This is a genomic window from Arthrobacter sp. NPDC057259 (genome assembly GCF_042668995.1).
Lineage (GTDB): Bacteria > Actinomycetota > Actinomycetes > Actinomycetales > Micrococcaceae > Arthrobacter.
On sequence record NZ_JBHUYA010000004.1, the window covers coordinates 114,537 to 132,845 of the forward strand.

At 70.0% G+C, this 18,309-nt stretch carries 16 protein-coding genes and 1 tRNA gene; 11 read left to right on the plus strand and 6 right to left on the minus strand.

Going from position 1 to position 18,309, the window contains the following annotated elements; all coding sequences use genetic code 11:
* The first annotated feature begins 68 nt into the window (after positions 1–68).
* Positions 69–4,256 (plus strand): DUF4011 domain-containing protein, encoded by a 4,188-nt coding sequence (locus ACFUCU_RS08310; RefSeq protein WP_377971941.1) that lies wholly within the window; start codon positions 69–71, stop codon positions 4,254–4,256.
* 59 nt (positions 4,257–4,315) lie between these two features.
* On the opposite strand, the gene ACFUCU_RS08315 is transcribed toward ACFUCU_RS08310, so the two are convergent.
* The 3 genes from ACFUCU_RS08315 to ACFUCU_RS08325 form a co-directional block, all read right to left on the minus strand.
* The gene (locus ACFUCU_RS08315; protein WP_377971943.1) at positions 4,316–5,062 is read right to left on the minus strand and encodes an RcpC/CpaB family pilus assembly protein; all 747 of its coding nucleotides are present in this window, start codon (positions 5,060–5,062) and stop codon (positions 4,316–4,318) included.
* 72 nt (positions 5,063–5,134) lie between these two features.
* Complete coding sequence (locus tag ACFUCU_RS08320; protein WP_377971945.1) at positions 5,135–5,386, minus strand: FmdB family zinc ribbon protein; 252 nt, start codon at positions 5,384–5,386, stop codon at positions 5,135–5,137.
* 157 nt (positions 5,387–5,543) lie between these two features.
* Complete coding sequence (locus ACFUCU_RS08325) at positions 5,544–6,179, minus strand: 5-formyltetrahydrofolate cyclo-ligase (RefSeq protein ID WP_377971946.1); 636 nt, start codon at positions 6,177–6,179, stop codon at positions 5,544–5,546.
* A 96-nt stretch (positions 6,180–6,275) separates the two neighbouring features.
* On the opposite strand from ACFUCU_RS08325, the gene galU reads away from it, so the two are divergent.
* The 5 genes from galU to ACFUCU_RS08350 all read left to right on the plus strand — a co-directional run bounded on the left by galU (position 6,276) and on the right by ACFUCU_RS08350 (position 10,097).
* Positions 6,276–7,181, plus strand: a complete 906-nt coding sequence (gene galU, locus ACFUCU_RS08330; RefSeq protein ID WP_377971948.1) for a UTP--glucose-1-phosphate uridylyltransferase GalU — start codon at positions 6,276–6,278, stop codon at positions 7,179–7,181.
* Positions 7,182–7,185: 4 nt separating this feature from the next.
* A complete protein-coding gene (locus tag ACFUCU_RS08335) occupies positions 7,186–7,827 on the plus strand; it encodes a GNAT family N-acetyltransferase (RefSeq protein ID WP_377971949.1) in 642 nt (213 codons plus the stop codon).
* A gap of 296 nt (positions 7,828–8,123) precedes the next feature.
* On the plus strand, positions 8,124–8,924 hold the full coding sequence (locus tag ACFUCU_RS08340) for a hypothetical protein (protein WP_377971951.1): 801 nt from the start codon (positions 8,124–8,126) through the stop codon (positions 8,922–8,924).
* Between the two features lie 168 nt (positions 8,925–9,092).
* Positions 9,093–9,165, plus strand: a tRNA-Ala gene (locus ACFUCU_RS08345).
* 107 nt (positions 9,166–9,272) lie between these two features.
* The gene (locus ACFUCU_RS08350) at positions 9,273–10,097 is read left to right on the plus strand and encodes a DUF1206 domain-containing protein (RefSeq protein WP_377971952.1); all 825 of its coding nucleotides are present in this window, start codon (positions 9,273–9,275) and stop codon (positions 10,095–10,097) included.
* 104 nt (positions 10,098–10,201) lie between these two features.
* Here ACFUCU_RS08350 and ACFUCU_RS08355 read toward each other — a convergent pair whose 3' ends face one another.
* Entirely contained in the window at positions 10,202–10,378 is a 177-nt protein-coding gene (locus tag ACFUCU_RS08355) for a CsbD family protein (RefSeq protein WP_290255838.1), read from the minus strand.
* Between the two features lie 278 nt (positions 10,379–10,656).
* On the opposite strand from ACFUCU_RS08355, the gene ACFUCU_RS08360 reads away from it, so the two are divergent.
* Entirely contained in the window at positions 10,657–12,339 is a 1,683-nt protein-coding gene (locus ACFUCU_RS08360) for a cellulase family glycosylhydrolase (RefSeq protein ID WP_377971954.1), read from the plus strand.
* A gap of 27 nt (positions 12,340–12,366) precedes the next feature.
* On the opposite strand, the gene ACFUCU_RS08365 is transcribed toward ACFUCU_RS08360, so the two are convergent.
* Positions 12,367–13,209, minus strand: a complete 843-nt coding sequence (locus ACFUCU_RS08365) for an SDR family NAD(P)-dependent oxidoreductase (RefSeq protein ID WP_377971956.1) — start codon at positions 13,207–13,209, stop codon at positions 12,367–12,369.
* Positions 13,210–13,270: 61 nt separating this feature from the next.
* Here ACFUCU_RS08365 and ACFUCU_RS08370 point away from each other — a divergent pair, with 61 nt between their 5' ends.
* From ACFUCU_RS08370 to ACFUCU_RS08385, 4 genes are all read left to right on the plus strand, one after another.
* Complete coding sequence (locus ACFUCU_RS08370; RefSeq protein ID WP_377971957.1) at positions 13,271–13,606, plus strand: YnfA family protein; 336 nt, start codon at positions 13,271–13,273, stop codon at positions 13,604–13,606.
* 158 nt (positions 13,607–13,764) lie between these two features.
* Positions 13,765–14,361 carry a hypothetical protein gene (locus tag ACFUCU_RS08375; protein ID WP_377971959.1) on the plus strand — a complete coding sequence of 199 codons (597 nt, stop codon included), beginning with the start codon at positions 13,765–13,767 and terminating at the stop codon, positions 14,359–14,361.
* Positions 14,362–14,557: 196 nt separating this feature from the next.
* The gene (locus ACFUCU_RS08380; protein WP_377971961.1) at positions 14,558–16,150 is read left to right on the plus strand and encodes an ABC-F family ATP-binding cassette domain-containing protein; all 1,593 of its coding nucleotides are present in this window, start codon (positions 14,558–14,560) and stop codon (positions 16,148–16,150) included.
* A gap of 36 nt (positions 16,151–16,186) precedes the next feature.
* Positions 16,187–16,528 (plus strand): hypothetical protein, encoded by a 342-nt coding sequence (locus tag ACFUCU_RS08385; RefSeq protein ID WP_377971962.1) that lies wholly within the window; start codon positions 16,187–16,189, stop codon positions 16,526–16,528.
* 39 nt (positions 16,529–16,567) lie between these two features.
* On the opposite strand, the gene ACFUCU_RS08390 is transcribed toward ACFUCU_RS08385, so the two are convergent.
* Entirely contained in the window at positions 16,568–18,229 is a 1,662-nt protein-coding gene (locus tag ACFUCU_RS08390; protein WP_377971964.1) for an ABC1 kinase family protein, read from the minus strand.
* Between the last annotated feature and the right edge of the window lie 80 nt (positions 18,230–18,309).

Sequence of the window (18,309 nt, forward strand, 5' to 3'; positions counted from 1 at the left end):
GCATGCCGGTATGGTCCAGGGCGTTCCGCGCGAACACAGAAACCGTGAGCACAGAAAAGAAGGCAGAAGTGTCAGTTGGTCAAGGCCACCCCGAAGGCTCCGAGGAGTTCAGGAAATGGCTGTCGGGACTGAAGCCCGTCACGGGCCCCGACACGATGCTGCGCTTCACAAAGACGCCCGAGGGTTCCATCGACCTGACCCATGCCCACCCGTCGGGGCTGGCGCAGCTGATGGCCGGGCGGCGCACGCGGCTGTCCACCCTCATCCGTGACCGCCAGCAGTACGTCGTGGCGGCGCGCGCGTCCCGGAACCTGCGCTCGAAGATCTTTGAGCTGGCCAACGACCGGGGCATCGACGCGGGGTACCTCTCGGCCGGCACCGTCGTCTGGACCTCGGCCGTCGGCGGGAAGCCGCAGCGGGTCTCCGCTCCGGTCATGCTCACGGCCGTGTCCCTCACGGTCCGTCCCGGCGAAGACGACTACGAGCTGCAACTGACAGAGCAGGCCCGGATCAACCCGGCACTGGTCCGTCACCTGAAGACCATCCACGGCATCGTCTTCGACGTCAACGCCGTGACGCGGATGGCCTACAGCACTGCACGTTTCGACCCGCTGCCCGTCCTGGACCGGCTCGCAACACTGATCCAGCCGATCCACGGCGCCGAGGTGGAGCACAACCTCCTCGTCTCCACCTTCGCCGATCTCTCCGGCAACCTCGACGACCCGTGGATCAACCCGGAGAACAAGCTCATTGCCGCCCTTGGCCGCGTCGCGGCCGGCGACTTCGTGGAGGTACCCGAGCTCAAGGACGGCCGCTTCGCCAGCACGGACGAGCGGAACCCCGCCGACGAGCTACTGCTCCTCGACGCGGACGCCGACCAGCAGTATGTGGTGGATGCCGTCCGTGCCGGCGACTCCCTGGTGGTCAGCGCCCCTCCGGGAACCGGACAAACCCAGACCGCGATCAACACCATCGGCACCCTCGTCGACGAGGGCAAAAGCGTGCTGGTGGTGGGGGACCGCCGCGCCAGCCTGGGCGAGGTCTCCGCGCAGCTCGAAGCCCTGGGCCTGGACTCGATGCTGGTGCAGCTGGCCGGGGGCACTACCCCGCTCCAGCTTAAGGGCCAGCTGGTGCGCGCGATCGTGCGCAACGAGAAGTCCCTCGAGCCGCAGCTGAAGAACCTGCACGCCACCCTGACCGAGCACCGGCACGCGCTGATGGACCACGTGGCCTCCCTGCACAACGTGCGGGAGCGCTGGGGCTGCTCCCCGTACGAGGCGATGCAGTCGCTCGCGGCCCTGACCGCGATCCATCCCGCCCCGGCGACCACCGTCAGGCTCAAGCGCAGCGTCCTGGACAACATCCGGGACCGCGCGGAACTGGCCGAGCGGCTGCGGCGTGCCGCGGAACTGGGCAGCTTCAGCCGGGCCTCGACCCTGAGCCCGTGGCACGGCGCCCGTTTGCTGACCCGCAAGGAAACGCAGGAAGCGCAGCAGGTGGCGCGTTCGGTCGCGGAGAAGCTGCCGCGGCTCCGCGACCGGATGAACGAGGTCGCCGAGCACGCCGAAATCCGGCTGGGGGACACCTTTGCCGAGTGGGGCGACCAGATCGACCTGCTGGTCGCCGTGCGGGGAAGCCTGGACAAATTCACCCCCGACATCTTCGACCGTCCGGTCCACGACCTGATCTCGGCCACTGCTTCCTCGTCGTGGCGACGGGAGCGCAGCATTGATATGCCCTCCATGCAGCGGTCGCGGCTGCGGCGGGTCGCGAAGGAGTACGTCCGGCCCGGCGTCCACATTGCCGACCTGCACAGTTCGCTGGTCCTGGTGCAGGAGCAGCGGGCGGCGTGGTCGGGGTACGCCACCACGCAGCGGCACCCCGCGGTGCCGTCCGGGTTGGGCGAGCTGTCGGGGCTGTACCGGGAACTGGACGGCGAGCTCAAGGACCTCGGCGAGGCCGTCAGGTATACCCGCGACGGCGGCGACGTGCAGAATACGCCGTACCCGGAGCTGCTCGACCGGCTGACCCGCCTGGTGGCGGACACCGGCACCCTTGAGACCCTGCCCGAACGCACGCTGCTGATTGAAAACATGCGCGAGCACGGCCTGGGTGAGCTGCTGGCGGACCTCGCCGAGCGTGAGGTCTCCGCGGACTCCGTCGCTGCCGAACTCGAGCTCGCCTGGTGGCAGTCCGCGCTGGAGGCAATGATCAGCGGGGACGACTACCTCGCCATGTCCGACGGCGACGCCCTCCGCCAGCTGGAGGCGGAATACCGTCTCGCGGACAACGCCCACATCGCCAGCGGTGCGGCCCGGCTCCGCTGGAAGCTCGCGGAGCGTTGGCGGGCGGCGCTGGCCGAGCACCCGCGGCAGGCCGAACTGCTGCGGAGCCTGCTCAAGGACGGCCGGGTCACGCCGGCGGCGCTCACCGCCCAGTCTGCCGAACTCATCCCCATGCTCGTGCCCGTCTGGTCCATCAGCCCGTACCTGATGACGAGCCTGCTGCCCGCCGAACAGCACTTCGACGCGGTGGTGATCCTCGACGCCGAGGCGACCTCCCTGCAGGCAGTCCTCCCCGCGGTCGCGCGGTCCCGCCAGGTCATTGCCTTCGGCGATGACAGGATCGCCAGCCCGCGAACCTTTACCGTGGGTGTCGAGCGGCTCGCGGCGGGAGAGAGCTCCCACCACCGCGTCGATAGCGCCTACCAGAGCCTGGCGGCGGTGCTGCCGGTGCGCAGGCTCCGGACCGTCTACCGAGCCGTGGACGAGGATCTGGTTCGGCAGCTGAGTAAGAACTTCTACGGCGGCGAACTCCGGCGGCTGCCCGAGGGGCAGTCCGCAACCGGGCTGGACCGCGCCCTCACGGTCGAATACCTGCCGGACGGAACGGGTCTCCCAAGCGCTGACCAAGACGGCGTCGAGTCCGTCCTGGCGGAGGTGAACCGGGTCGTGGAACTCGTCTTCGAGCACGCGAGGCTGCGTCCGAGGACGTCCCTTGCCGTGGTCACCGGCAGCCTGCGGCACGCCGCCCGGATCGGCGAGGCCATCCGACTGCAGCTGCCGAACTACCCGCTGCTGGCGGGCTTCTTCACCGCGGGCACCGAATCGTTCCGCGTGGTCGACCTCGAACGGGCGCAGGGCCTGGTCCGCGACCGGGTGATCTTCTCGCCCGGTTACGGCCGCACGCCGCACGGCCGCGCGCTGCACAGCCTGGGCCCCCTGTCCGTCGACGGCGGCCGCGCCAAGTTCGCCCTCGCGATGACCCGTGCCCGGCGCTCCCTCCACGTGCTCACCTGCTTCCGGCCCGAGGATCTGGACAGCTCCCGGCTGAGCCACGGGGCCGTTGACTTCTACGAGCTCATCGACCGGGAGATTGCCGGCAACTCGGACCTGGGCAGCCCCGCGTCCCGCGCCGCCGCCAGCGAGCAGGCGCTCGGTGCGGACCCGTTGGTCACGGACCTCGGCGACAGGCTCCGCGCCCGCGGCGCCCGCGTCTGGCACCAGTACGACGGAGCCCTGGACATGGTGGCGGCTGCGGATCCACTGCACACGATTGGACAGGACGACGCCGACATCCCGCGCCCGGTGGCCATCGAATCCGACGGAACCGAGCGTTACCGGCGGATGACCGTCCGCGAACGCAGCCGGCTCCGGCCGCAGCAGCTGGAACGCCTGGGCTGGCGCTACATGCCGCTGTGGACCATCGAGGTCTTTACCGATCCCTCCGTGTGCGCGGACCGGATTGGCGGGTACCTTGGATTGGAGAAGCCGGTGGCGTCCTCCCGGATCGGGACCGCTCCGGGCTTCTCGGACGACATGGAAAGTTTCGGGCTCGAGAGCGCCCGGGACGCGTATGCGGCCACCGGCCAGGCACCCACCGCCTGGGCCGCCGCGGCGCACCAGCAGGAATTTACGAGCAGTACTAAGGAGGCGGATGTGACCAGTCACCAGAGCGCCGCAAACGACAACCGGAACCATCCCGGCGAGGCCCACGGGGAACCCGCCACGGCGGCCACCATCGATACCGACAGGGCAGCCCGGGCCGGGGAGGGCCGGAGTGCCGGTTCCCCGGATCAGGACGAGGACCGGACTGAGCCGTCCCGGGCCGAAGGCGCCGCTGCACACAGCGCGTCCCCGGCAGGGATCCTTCCCACCAAGGCCGCGGAGGATGATCCCCGACGCTGGGGCGACGAGCCCGGCGGGTATGACCACGACGCCTGGCTGCAGGAACAGAAGCCGCCGCACTGGGGCTGACACCAGGGCCGGGGCAGCTCCGGCGCGGGACGGTGAGCAACAGCACGCCCGCAGCGTGACTACGGCCCACCGGGACCAACGAGGACGAAAAACAACTTTCCCTGCGTCGACGCGCCGGCAAGCTTCCTGGACTGCTCGGGGTCGGCCGCAACCACCATCAGCCCGTCCGTATCGCCGGCGTCGAGCCATTGCCCGGACCTGCCGCCACGGGCGGAGGTCCAGAGCACCGGGACGCGCGCGGCCAGAATCTCCGACGTTGCCGCCTGCTCAAACCCGTTGCCGCCGGTCAGCACGATGTTGACCAGCTGACCGGGGGAGACCAGCTGGATCGAGGCGGGATCAGCCATGCGCAACGGTACGGCGGAGGAACCGGGTGGGCTCCCGGTCAAAAGGCCGGGTCCGACAAAGAACGATGAGCTCAGCAACTGCCCCCGGCTCAACGCGACGCCCAGTTGCTGCCCCTCGGCCGTCGACGGGTCAATGGCCGCGTCAGGTAAAACCCCCGGCGGAACTTGGACGGCTGTGAGATCCCCCGCGGCGAGGAGCCGCCCCGCCGGAAGGTCCCCGGCCGCGGCCCAGGCCGTGACCGTCGGCGGGGGAGCGGGAGTAAGCTGCTGGACTGCGAGCCCGGCGGCCAGGCACAACAGAAGGGCGGCGATCAGCCTGCGGTTGCGCCCCACCCAGCGACGGAGGCGACGTGGGGCGGACCGGCGCGAAGTAAGTAAGCGTCCTCCCGAGGGCCGGCCCGCAACGGATGGGCCGCGGGCAGACCCGGGACGAAAGAAGTGAAGCCTTGCTGGTGCCATGGCTTCACGGTAGGAGCCTGAACGCGGCGGGCTTAGCCCCGGTCCGGGCTATGTGGACAAGCTGCAGGTGCCTTAGTTGGCGGCGGCGGTCGGAGCCGCGGCCGGGGTGGCAGCCGGTACGGCGGGCGCCACGGAGCTGCCCTTGGAATCGCGGGAATCGGTCCGGTAAAAGCCGGAGCCCTTGAAGACGACTCCGACGCTGTTGAACTTCTTGCGCAACGTTCCCTGGCACTCCGGGCAGGTCGTAAGCGATTCATCGGAGAACGACTGCACGGTCTCGAAGGCGTGGTTGCAGTCCTTGCAAGCGTAGGCGTACGTGGGCACTGGGTTCCTCCTCTAGGACAAACGAGCAGGTCCCGTACTGCGTCCCTCCCGTCCGCTCCTTGAGGGGGCGGCTGGCTCGGGGAGCCAGGGGATTAGCAGTCACAGGGCCTGAGTGCTAATTCTATCACCGCGCGAACAGGTGGAAGAATATGCGGCGTCAGCGGCTGGCGCCTGTGGGAACAAGGCCGTCGGGCGTGAGTGCGGCCCCGACCTTCCGGTCGAAGACTTCGACGGGGATGGTGCCCGCGGGCAGCACTTCATCGGCGTAGACGACGCCGGCAGTCGGCACCGGGTGGCTGCCGTCGTTCCCGGGGAGGGCCGGGAGGGCGGCGAGGAACTTATCGTAGTAGCCGCCGCCCTGGCCGATCCGGTTTCCGTCGAGGTCCACCGCGGTGGCGGGAACGAAGACTCCGGCTGCCCCCGCCACGGCATCGGTGCCGAGCCGTTCCCCGATTGGCTCCTGAAGCGGCGCGTACCGGCTCCGCGCGAACTCGCTCTGCGGCGTCCAGACCACCCAGCTCAGTTCCAGGTCCGGTTCGCAGACTGGAAGCAGGACCGTGTGCCCGGCGTCGTGCAGGGCCGCCAGCAGGGGGAGGGTCGGCGGCTCCGAGCCGACCCCCAGGTAGGCCGCGAAGGTGCCCGTTCCGCCGTCGGTCAGCGAAGCCGCCCATGCAGTGCCATGCACGGCCAGGGCCGCTCCGGCCGCCGATCGCGACGCCGGTGTCATCGCCGCCCGACGCTGCCGGTGCCGGGTGCGGATCGCTTCCTTGGTGTCCCTGTCGTGCGCTTCCATGCAGTGGCTCCTTCGCCTCGCCGGCCGGGCAAACGCGCCGCGGCCGCACCGTGAGGGCAATTACCTGATGTTTGCCCCCTCGGTTAGATTAGTCGGGTGAAGACACCTAACGCCCCCGTCCGCAAGGCCGTCATCCCCGCTGCGGGCCTCGGCACCCGCTTCCTTCCCGCCACCAAGGCGATGCCGAAGGAGATGCTGCCCGTCGTCGACAAGCCGGCCATCCAGTACGTGGTCGAGGAAGCCGTCAAGGTGGGCCTCAACGACGTCCTGATGATCACCGGGCGCAGCAAGCGGGCCCTTGAAGACCACTTCGACCGGGTCCCCACCCTGGAGGCGACCCTCGAAGCAAAGGGTGACACCGCCAAGCTTGAGTCCATCCAGGCCGCCAGCAACCTCGGCGACATCCACTACGTCCGCCAGGGTGACCCGATGGGCCTCGGCCACGCTGTGCTGCGTGCGAAGCAGCACGTCGGCTACGAGCCGTTCGCCGTCCTGCTCGGTGATGACCTGATCGACGCCCGCGACGAACTGCTGAGCACCATGATCGAGGTGCAGGCCAAGACCGGCGGTTCGGTCGTGGCCCTGATCGAGGTCGATCCGTCCCAGATCAGCGCCTACGGCTGCGCCGACGTCGAGGCCGTCGACGGCGAAGACTACGTGCGCATCAACCACCTCGTGGAGAAGCCCGACGTCGAAGACGCGCCCTCCAACCTGGCGATCATCGGCCGTTACGTCCTGCACCCGGCCGTCTTCGACGTGCTGGAGCGCACCGAGCCCGGCCGCGGCGGCGAGATCCAGCTCACCGACGCACTGCAGGAACTCGCCGCCGGCGAGGGTGAAGGCTACGGCGTGTACGGCGTCGTCTTCCGCGGCCGCCGCTACGACACCGGCGACAAGCTGAGCTACCTGAAGGCCTGCGTCCAGCTGGCCTGCGACAGCGAAGACCTGGGCCCGGGCCTGCGGGAGTGGCTGCCGGGCTTCACCGCCGGGCTGACGCACTAGTCCCGTGGGGGGCAGCTTCACCTGGCCGGTCACGCTGGAGAGCGGCGACCTGGTCCTGCGGCCGATCCGGTACCGTGACCGCCGCGAGTGGAGCGCCCTCCGCGCCCGGAACGAGCAGTGGCTGGCCCCCTGGGAGGCGTCCAACCCGGCTCCCGGGGGCGGCCTGCCCAACTACCGGCAGATGGTGAGTTCGCTGAAAGCCCAAGCGGCACAGGCGACGGCCCTGCCGTTCGTGATTGCTGCCTGGACGCCGGGACATCGGGAACCCGTCATTGTGGGGCAACTGACCGTCTCCTCGATTGTGTGGGGGTCGGCCATGATGGCCACGCTGGGGTACTGGGTGGACCAGGACCGGGCCGGGCAGGGCATCGCGCCCACCGCGGTGGCCATGGCCACGGACCACTGCTTCCGCACCCTCGGGCTGCACCGGATGGAAATCAACATCCGGCCGGAGAACGGTCCCAGCCTGCGGGTGGTTGAGAAACTCGGCTTCAGGGATGAGGGGTATCGGCCCCGGTACCTGCACATCAACGGCCGCTGGGCGGACCACCGCAGCTTCGCGCTGACAGCCGAGGAGGTCCCCGAGGGCCTGCTGGGCCGGTGGCTCCGGGAGGGCCCGGTTCGCCAGCGGGAAACGCCGTCCTGACCTGCGTTTTCGTCACGTTGGGCAGTTTCTCCGGCCGCGCCGCGACACACCGCCGCTAATGCGGTCCGCCACGCCCTCAAGCTCTTACGGTTTTGAGTGTGGACTTCCCTCTCAGCAGCTCAGTGATCCTTGTCGTCGCTGTTGCGCTCTGGATCGTATGGGTGGCTCCCTACATGCTCCGGAACAGCCGCCAGCTTCGGCCGGCTGGAGACTTCCTGATGGACGCCGCGGACGTGGAACGAGCCGACCCCCAAGCCGGAAACGTCATGGCCATGACGTCACCGCAGGAGAAACCGATGACCAGTACGCAGCGCCCCACCTCCGCCCCTTCGACGCCTGACGCCGCTGCGCCGTCGTCGATAAAGGCCGACCCGGCGTCGATGAAGTCCGCCCGGCCCTCGAGCCTTCCGGCCAACTCCACGTTCCGCATCCGGTTCGGCCGCCTGGCGCTGGCCTTGCTGGCGGTGGTGTCCCTCCTGACCGGTGTCGTGTCCGGCGTGCTCCGCCTCTTCGGTCTGGGCTCCGGCTGGTTGCCGGTCCTGACCCTGCTGGCCGCGGTCGCCGCCGTCGTACTCCTTCGTTCCCTCGCCGTGCGTGACCGTCGCCGCAAAGTTGAGCGCGCGTTCCGGTCGGCCATGGCCCCGCCCCGCCCGGCGCGGCCCGCGCCTGCCGAGCAGCCCACTGCCGTCCCCTCCGACGCTCCGGCAAAGGAAAGCCCCCTGTTCGACGCCGAAGCCGACGGCGGGCGGGTCCGTCCCGTCACGCTGACCGTCGCCGAGCTGCGGCAGGCTGCCCTGGCCGAGGCAGCCGCGTCCGGTGACATCTCCGTCCACCAGGTCGGCGACCCGGCGTCCCCCGAGGGCGCCAGCTGGGAACCGGTCCAGGTGCCCAAGCCGACCTACGTCGAGGCCCCCAAGGCCGAACGTGCGGCCCCGGAACCCCTCGACCTCCCTGCCGCACCGAAGGCCGTCGGCAAGCCGTCGCTGAAGCAGGCCTCCGTGCGCGGCGCCGAGGAGGCCGCCGAGTCCAAACCCCAGGGCAAGGGCCAGAGCGCACTGAGCAACCTCGACGACGTCCTCCAGCGGCGCCGAGCCTGAGTCCACGCAGGAAGCCCCGGATCCACCACCACGGTGAATCCGGGGCTTTTTGGCTTTTTCGAGTGAGGTTGGTGCCCGCGCCGGTGCGTCGGTTGGCGTTGCGGGCAGATACTTTGTAGCCTAAGAACGTTTGGTGACGCCGTTCCCTTTCGGGAGCGGCGTTGTCACGGGGCTATAGCTCAGTTGGTAGAGCGCTTCGTTCGCATCGAAGAGGTCAGGAGTTCGAATCTCCTTAGCTCCACATTGCCTCCCGCCGCCGGTTCCCCGCGCGGCCCCATCATTCCCCTCGGCCTTCACGCTGGCTATGCTGGGCGGACCACTTCTGCCGCTCCAGTGAAGGATCCCGCCGTGGGTGAAGCCTCGCAAAAAGCCAACCGGGCCGTCTCGGAGGCCAGCTCCGCTGCCAGGGGACCGGTACTCCGGAACCTCGCCCGGGCGGGCTACGTCTTCATCGGCCTGGTCCATATCCTCATCGGTGTCATCGCCCTCCAGATCGACCGCGGGCAGGGCGGCGAGGCGGACCAGTCCGGGGCAATCGGCTCGCTGGCGTCCAAGCCGGGCGGAGCCATCCTGTTGTGGGTGGGGTTCGCAGCCTGCGCGGCCTTGGCCCTGTGGATGGTGAGTGAGGCCGTCGTCGCCGGCCGCGCGCAGGGTGAGGCGAAGGACAAGGTCAAGGAAACGGCGTCGGCGGCCGGAAAAGCCGTCATCTTCGGCTTCCTGGCCATCACCTTTGCCGTCTTCGCCGCCGGCGGTTCCAAGAGCTCCAGCCAGTCGGCCAGCGACTTCACCGCCAAGATTCTGGCCGCACCCGCCGGCGTCCTGTTGCTGATCGTTATCGGGGCAGCGATCATCGGCGGCGGGGCCTACTACGTCTACCGGGGTGTCACCCGGAAGTTCATGGAGGACCTCAGCGTTCCCGGGAACCCCCGCACCGCCGTGGAGTGGCTCGGCACCATCGGCTACGCCGCCAAGGGCGTCGTGCTGGGCGTGGTCGGCATCCTCATCATCGTGGCGGCGGCGACGGCGGACCCCTCCAAGTCCTCAGGCCTGGACGGCGGCCTCAAGACCCTGGGGTCCCAGCCGTTCGGCGTGGTGTTGCTCGCCGCCACCGCGGCCGGACTGGTCTGCTACGGGGTGTATTCGATGGCACGGGCCAAGTACGGCAGGTTCTAGGATCCGCCGGTTCCGGGCGTGCACCGGGGTGACTCCCGGGAAGTGGGGTGGCACAGCAAAGGGCGCCTCCCGTCACGGGAAGCGCCCTTGGCAGTTGTCCGGGATCAGTCCTTCTTGAAGGCGTCCTTGACCTTCTCGCCGGCCTGCTTGAGGTCGCCCTTGGCCTGGTCGGCCTGGCCCTCGGCGCGGAGGCGGTCGTTGCCCGTCGCGTCGCCGGCGGCTTCCTTACCCTTGCCGGTCATCTTCTCGGCAGCGTTCTCGATCTTGTCGCCCAGTCCCATGGTGTTTCCTCCTCTGGTTGGCGGCCGCTCGATACGGCCATGTCCCTATCCTAAGCCTGCTTAGCATCTATCGCGCAAGTAGGAGCGCCGCATCCGGGGCCAAGTCCCAGCCAAACCCCAGCCCCGGCCACGTGCGCCGCGGGAGTTCGTCGCCGTCGGACGGGGGCCGAAGACCAGGAAATATTCCGCCCACCCCAGAGCGTCGCCGAAGGAGCGGCGGCCGGGCTGGGTACGGTGAGGCTCAGTGGGCCTGCCTGGCCCGGAATCTTGGAGGACATGTGTCATCAGGCCGCCCCACCAGACAGAGCCCTGCCCGCCGTCGTCCGGCCCGGACGCTGGGTGTCGTCGCCGTGGGTGTCGCCGCCCTGCTGGCGGTGGCGGGCTGCGCCGGGCCCGCGGAGCCCGGTGCGGTCCTCGAGCGGGTCGCGGACACCACGCCCGCGGCTACGGGGTGGCTGCACACCGACGGCGGCACCATCCGGGACTCGAATAACGCCCCGTACATCATCAAGGCGGCCTCCTGGTTCGGGCTGGAGACCCCCGACTGCGTCCCGCACGGACTCTGGGGCACCCTGACCATCGACGAAGCCCTGGCCAGCATAAAATCCATGGGGTTCAACACCGTCCGGCTGCCGTTCTCCAATGAGTGCCTGGCCGCAACAACCATCAAGGGCAGCGTCAACTATTGGGCCAACCGGGCCTACAACCTGGAGGGTAAACGCCCGCTGGATGTGATGGACACGGTTATCGCCCGGGCCAAGGCCAACGGCCTGCAGGTCATCCTGGACCGGCACCGCCCTTCCTCGGCAAGCCAGTCGCCCCTCTGGTACACCGCCGCCGTCCCCGAGTCCCGGTGGATCTCGGACTGGCAGATGCTGGCGGCCCGTTACAGGAACGATCCGACAGTGATCGGGGCCGACCTGCACAACGAGCCCGCCGGATCCGCCACCTGGGGCGGACCCGCCGCGACCGACTGGCAGGCGGCGGCGACCCGGGGAGGCAACGCCGTCCTGGCCGCCAACCCGAACCTCCTGATCCTCGTCGAGGGAATCGAGAACCAGGCGACTGCGGGAGGCACCTGGTGGGGTGGTGGCCTGGCGGACGCCGGCGCGAAGCCGGTGTCCCTCGCCGTGCCGCACCGGGTGGTGTATTCGCCGCACGACTACCCGGCATCCATGTTCGCCCAGAAATGGTTCAGCGACCCCGCCTACCCGGCCAACCTTCCCGCCGTGTGGGACCGCAACTGGGGATACCTGCAGAAGCAGGGAATCGCTCCGGTGCTGCTGGGGGAGTTCGGCACCGCCCTGGCCACCGCCTCCGACAAGGCGTGGATGGCCTCGATTGTCAGCTACCTCAAGGCCAACGGCATGTCCTTTGCCTACTGGTCCTTCAACCCCAACTCGGCCGGTACAGGCGGTCTGGTCCAGTCCGACTGGCGCACGCCGGAACGCGCCAAGCTGGATGCGCTGGCCCCGATCCTGACCAACGCCCCGGGCACGTCCCCCGCGCCGACGCCGACGACGTCGCCCGCGCCTACGCCGACGACGTCTCCCTCGCCCACCCCGACGCCGACGGGCGCGCCCACCGCTCCCGCACCGGCACCGACCACCAGCCCGTCGCCCTCGCCGTCGCCCTCGCCGAGCGCGAGCCCGGGACCGGCCAGCGGGGATGCCCTGTCGGCCACCTGGCGGTTGACCAGTTCCTGGCCCGGCGGCTACGTGGCGAACCTGGACCTTACGGCGTTGCGCGCGGTGCCGTCGTGGTCCGTGTCCTGGAACGACCCCACGGTGACCTCGGTTGCCAACTCCTGGGGGATGAAGTGCACGATGGTCCCGAAGACGTCAGTCACCTGCACCGGCTCGGACTGGACGGCGAAGCTCGCCGCCGGGCAGAAGGTCACGGTCGGGTTGCAGGTCAACGCCGCAAAGGCGCCCGTCAACCCGGCGCTGACCATCAGGTAGCCGCCACGGCGCCGGTGCTTCCGCCGGTCAGCGTTCCGGTTCCACCACGGTGATATCCAGCGGCATTCGGTGACTCCTGCGGAGCCGGCCGGCCAGGACGTTTCGGGCGCCCCGGGACACCAGCCGGGCCGGGGTGAGGTCCCGGTACGCCGCCGCATCCGACGTGACCAGGCCCAGCAGGGGTCTCGCGGCGGCCTCCGGGGCCTGCCCCCACAGGCCCACCACCACCTGAAGGGCGGAAAGGCGCTTCTCGTAGCCGGACTGGGCCCGAATGCGCCGCAGCAGGTCCGTTTCCACCAGGCCGGGGTTCATGCCGTGGACCCGCACGCCGGTGCCGCGCGTTTCCCGGCGCAGGGTCTCGGTGAACTGGCGCACCCACCGTTTGCTGGAGGCATACGCGTTCTGCAGCGGCACCGGCCCGCCGTCGCCCTGGCCGTAGAGGTTCACCAGGTCACCGTGGCCCTGCCCGAGCATCACCGGCAGCGCCACCCGGGAACCGTGGAAGGTGCCCAGGATGTTGGTCCGGACCACCCGCGTGAAGTCGTCCACCGGCGTGGACGCCGTCGGCCCGTATGCCCCCGAAGTGCCGGCGTTATTTACCCAGATGTCCAGCCCGCCGAGGCGCAGTGCCTCGTCGCGCAGGGACTCGACGTCGGCCAGTTCCGCGGTGTCGCAGCGCAGCCCCCACGCAGTAATTCCCTCCGCACGGAGCCGCGTGGCGGCCGCCTCGGCGTCGGCGGCCGACCGGGACGCGAGGACAACGGCGGCCCCCTCGGCGCCCAGCAGCCCCGCCATCGCAAAGCCCAGGCCTCGGGAGGACCCGGTCACCACCGCTACCCGACCCTCAAGGAGCCCCTGTCCGGTCTGCATGCTTCCCTCATACCCGCCGACGCCGCCGCGGACAAGGGCCGGGGTGCGCAAAGATGGTGGCATGACCATTGCGCGCACCGTCCTGCTCTTTGCCCTGGCCGCCGTGGCCGAAATCGGCGGGGCCTGGATGATCTGGCAGGCCGTCCGTGAGGGCCGCGCCTGGTGGTGGGCCGGGATCGGGATCGTCGCCCTCGGGCTCTATGGCTTCGTCGCGACACTTCAGCCGGACGCCCACTTCGGCCGGATCCTGGCCGCCTACGGAGGCGTCTTCGTGGCAGGGTCCCTGGCCTGGGGAATGGCGGTGGACGGATACCGGCCGGACCGCTGGGACGTCATCGGGTCCGTGGTCTGCCTGGCGGGCGTGGCCGTTATCATGTTCGCGCCCCGGGGTCCCTGAGCCCGCCGCGGCGCCCCGCACCACTGTTTATCCCCAAGAAATCCGCAGGAATCCCGTTCCCCGCCGTCGCGCCGTCTCCGTCTGGGTAGTGTTTTCCCCGGTTGGCTTGGTGACAGGGCCTGCCGGACACCTCTTTGGAACTCTGGAAGGAACACCCCTTGGCAGGAATTTTCACGTGGCTCGGCGCCCTGGGCACCGCAGGCAAGGCAACAGCCGTGGCCGCCGTCGTCGTCACCGGCGGAGCGGGGGCGGCGATGGCCGCCACGGTCAGCGAGATCACCGCGGATCCGACGCCGGCCGTCACCGCCACGGCGACCGCCATCGACTCCCCGACGGCGGCCCCCACTGAGACCGCCGAGCCCACGGAACCGGCCCCGACCGCGACCGCTACCGCATCCGCGGAGCCGACGGAAACGGCTGAACCGACGGAGCCCGCCCCGGCCCCCTCAGCCACCGATACCCCGTCCGATACCCCGTCCGCTGCCCCGACCGAAACCAGCGAGGCCACGGAACCGGCCGAGTCCACGGAAACGAAGGACAGCGAACCGGAGAAATCCGCTCCGGCTGAACCGGGCAACAGCGCCTGGGCCCACGCGAACGCCGAAGCGCACCGTGCCGCCGGCCAGGCCAACGCCGAACAGCACCGCAACGAGCACGCGGCCACCCCCGCCGTCCCCAGCTACGGCAACGGCCCGGCCCACGAAGCCGAGCACAACCCGGCTCCCGCGGCCGCCCACGGCAAGTCCGGCCGCTAGCGGACCGCACACCCGAAGAGCCCCATACCCGAAGAGCCCCGTCCCGCAACCGCGGTGCGGGGCTCTTCGCATGCCGGGATATTCTGGAAACCACGGGTTCCCTGCGCCACCCGGACTTCCACTCCCGCTTCCCACAGCGGCCGGGCCGCCCACCGTACGGTCCGCCGTCGGGCACGGGCGCCCCGAAAGGACCCCCATGAGCCTGATCCGCCTGAACGACGTCAGCGTCCGCTTCGAGAACACTCCGGTCCTCCGTGAGGTCTTCTTCCGGCTCGAGCCCGGCGACCGGGTGGGGCTGATCGGCAAGAACGGCTCCGGCAAGACCACAGTCCTGAAGCTAGTCCTGGACCAGGTCGTGCCGGACGCGGGTTCGGTCAGCGTCGATCCGGGCGTCCGCGTGGGCTACTTCTCCCAGTTCTCCGAACTCAACGGTGCCTCCACCATCACGGAGGTCCTCAACGGACTGTTCGGCACGGTGAAGGCCGTCGAGGCGGAACTTGCCGGGATCGACGCCGCCATCGCCGCCGACCCCGGTGCCCGGGAACTGGACCGCCTGATCACCCGGCAGGCCGCGCTCTTCGAGGAGATGGAACGGCTGGACGGGTGGGACTACCCGCGCCGGATCGACACCGTGCTGACCACCCTCGGCTTCGAGGACGCCCACCGGCACTGCGCCATCGACGAGCTGTCGGGCGGCTGGCGCAACCGGGCCGCGCTGGCGAAGATCCTGCTCGAAAGCCCGGACGTGCTGCTGCTGGACGAGCCGACCAACTTCCTCGACGTCGCCGGGGTGCAGTGGCTGGAGAACTGGTTCCGCGACTTCAAGGGCGCCGCCGTCATCGTCTCGCACGACCGCATGTTCCTGGACGCCGTGGTCACGCGGATCGTCGAAGTCGAAAACTACCACCTGCACGAGTATCCGGGGAACTTCGCCGAATACGTGGTCCAGAAGCAGTTCCGGCTCAAGACCCTGGAACAGCAGTTCGTCCACGAGGCCGAGCTGCTGGCCTTCGAGGCGGAGGGAATTGCCGACCGGCGTGAGGCCGCCAAGGCCGCCAGCCGGGGCCTGGAGAACAAGCTGGCCAAGATCAAGAAGTCGCGAACCCCCCGGCCGGTGGACCAGATCGTCACCGAGATCTACGGCGGCCTGCACGTCAAGGACGTCCTCTGCCGGGTCGAGGGGCTGGAAAAGTCCTACGACGGCCGGACGCTGTTCACGGACCTGGGCTTCGAGATCCGCAAGGGCAACCGGATCGCCGTCCTGGGCGCCAACGGCAGCGGCAAATCCACCCTCCTGCGGGTCCTCACCGGCGAGGAGGCCCCCGACGCCGGCACGGTCGCCTGGGCCAAGGGTCCGGGGTACGTCTCCTACAACGCCATGCTGGCGGCGCTCGACGACGGCGACACCGTCTCGCACGCCGTCAACGCCCTCCCGGACAGCCTGGCCCTGACCGCCACCAGGAAGTCGGTCAACCGCTTCCTCGCGATGTTCCAGTTCTCCGAGGCGGATCTCAAGCAAAAGATCGGCAACCTCTCCGGCGGCCAGAAGGCCCGCGTCGCCATGGCCCAGTGCCTGCTCTCGGGGGCGTCCGTGCTGCTCCTCGACGAACCCACCAACCACCTGGACCTCTCGAGTACCCAGGTGATGGAACGGGCCCTGCTGCACTTCCCGGGCGCCGTCGTGGTGGTCAGCCACGACCGGTTCTTCACGGAGAAAATTGCCACCCGGCTGCTGGTCTTCGGGGCTGACGGCGCCGCCCCTGGCCAGGTGGAGCAGCGCGCCGCCTGACCTGCGGCGGCTGAGGGCGGCGACTAAAATGGGGCAATGGCGGAACAACGTCCGGACCTACCTCCGGAACATGGCCCCGATCCGTGGGAGGAATTCGACCGGCTTGGCCCGGCCCGGCAGGACCGTGTGCGCGGACAGCCGGGCGGTGAGCCCAACGGCTTCGGTTTCCGTACGGGGGTGCGCAGCGCGAAGGTGGCCGTCGGCTTCGCGGTGTACGCGCTGGTCCTTGGCAGCATCCTGGTGGGGGCGGGCGTGGTCTATTTCATCGGCCACCGGGAGTGGCTCTGGCTCGCCCTGATGGCGGCGATCGAGGCGGTGTTCGTCCTGGCGTTCGCCCGGCTGGTGGCGCAGGCACGGCACCGACGGCCCACGCCCTGAGGCTGCCCCGAAATCTGTGGGGAACGGAAGCAGGCGGCTCTAGGAGGTCCCGCGCCGTCGTCGCGGCCGCGAGCCGAGCGCCAGGTAGCCGCCGAGGGCACCAACACCGCCCAGCCCGGCGGTGAACAGGGCCTTGGGCCACCGTTTCCACCGGTCCGGCTGGAAGGACACCAGTTCCCCGACGGCGCCGATCAGCGCCGCGACGATCAGGCCCGCGACGATCCGGTTGCCGGTCTTCTCCGCCCGGTCCATCAGCGCCTGGAGTTCCCCGGCCCGGAAATGCACGTCCACCCCGCCGCGCTCCAGCACCTCCAGCAGCCTCCGGGCCAGCTCCGGTGCCTCGATGCCGAACCTCAGGGCCTCCCACCCGAGCTTCTTCAGCCGCTCAGCCACCGCCTCCGGGGTGAGCGAGGAGAGCACCACACCGCGGGTGAAGGGCCCCAGCTGCTCGGTCAGCTCGAAGCCGGGGTCCAGCTGTTTGCCCAGCCCGTCGGCCATGACCAGCATCTTGACCATCAGGGCCGTCTCCCGCGGCAGGCGGAGCCGGCTGGTCCGCAGCAGGCCGGCCAGCTCGGCCAGGACCGGTACCAGCGGCACCTCCGCCAGCGGCCGGTCGGCGTAGCGGTCCAACAGCCGGCCCAGCGCCGCCTGCAGGGTGCCGTAGTCGACGTCGGCGCCGCCGCAGAGCCGCACCACCGCGGTGGTCAGGCTCCGGGGGTCCTTGTCCACCACCGCCAGCAGTACCCGCACCAGGTTCCACCGGGCGCCGTCGTCGATCCTGCCCACCATGCCGAAGTCGATGATGCCCAGCCTGCCGTCGGGTTCGACGAAGAAGTTTCCCGGGTGCGGGTCGGCGTGGAAGAACCCGTCCTCGAAGACCATCTTCAGCAGCACGGTGCAGGCCCGGACGGCGAGGTCCCCGGTGTCGATCCCGGCCGCCCGCAGCCCGCCGACGTCGCTGATCTTGATGCCGCGCAGCCGCTCCAGGGTGAGCACCCGCGTGGTGGTGGCGTCCCAGAAGACCAGGGGGATGTGCACGCGCGGGTCGCCGGCGAAGTTCGCCGCGAACTGCTCGGCGTTGCGCGCCTCCTGCAGGTAGTCCAGTTCCGCCCGGAGGGTCTGGGCGAACTCGTCCACCAGCGCCGCGACCCGCCAGCCGGCCACGGCCGCGGACGCCTGTTCGGCGCGTTTGGCCAGCTCGGCCATGATTTCCAGGTCCTCGTTGACCTCCTCGACGACGCCGGGCCGGCGGACCTTGACCACGACGTCGGCCAGGGCGCCCCCGTCGGCGAGTGTTGCCTCGTGGGCCTGCCCGATGGAACCCGTGGCGAGCGGTGTGTCCCGCAGCCCGTCCAGCAGTTGATGCGCGGCCGGCCCGAGCTCCTCGGCGATGACGTCGCGGATCTGTTCGACCGGGATGGCGGGGGAGGCGTCCTGCAGGGTGGCGAGCTCCCCGGCGTAGTCCGGGGGCAGGATGTCGGTCCGGGTGGAGACGATCTGGCCGAACTTGATGAACACCGTCCCGAGCTCCTCCAGGGCCAGGCGCACCCGCTCCGGGGCAGGCATCCGGGCGCCGGGCAACCCTCCGGGCCGGCCGGGAAGATGCAACCGCTCCAGGTGCAGCCCGCCCACCGCGAATCCCAGCCCGTGCCTGCCCAGGGTCTCCACGATGTGCCGGAACCGCTCCCGCCGCGCGCTCATGCGGCCAGAGTACACGGGGGCGCGGGACGCGGGGCGGTACGGTCCGCCCGCGCCCGTCAGGGAGCGCCGGCCTCAGCGGG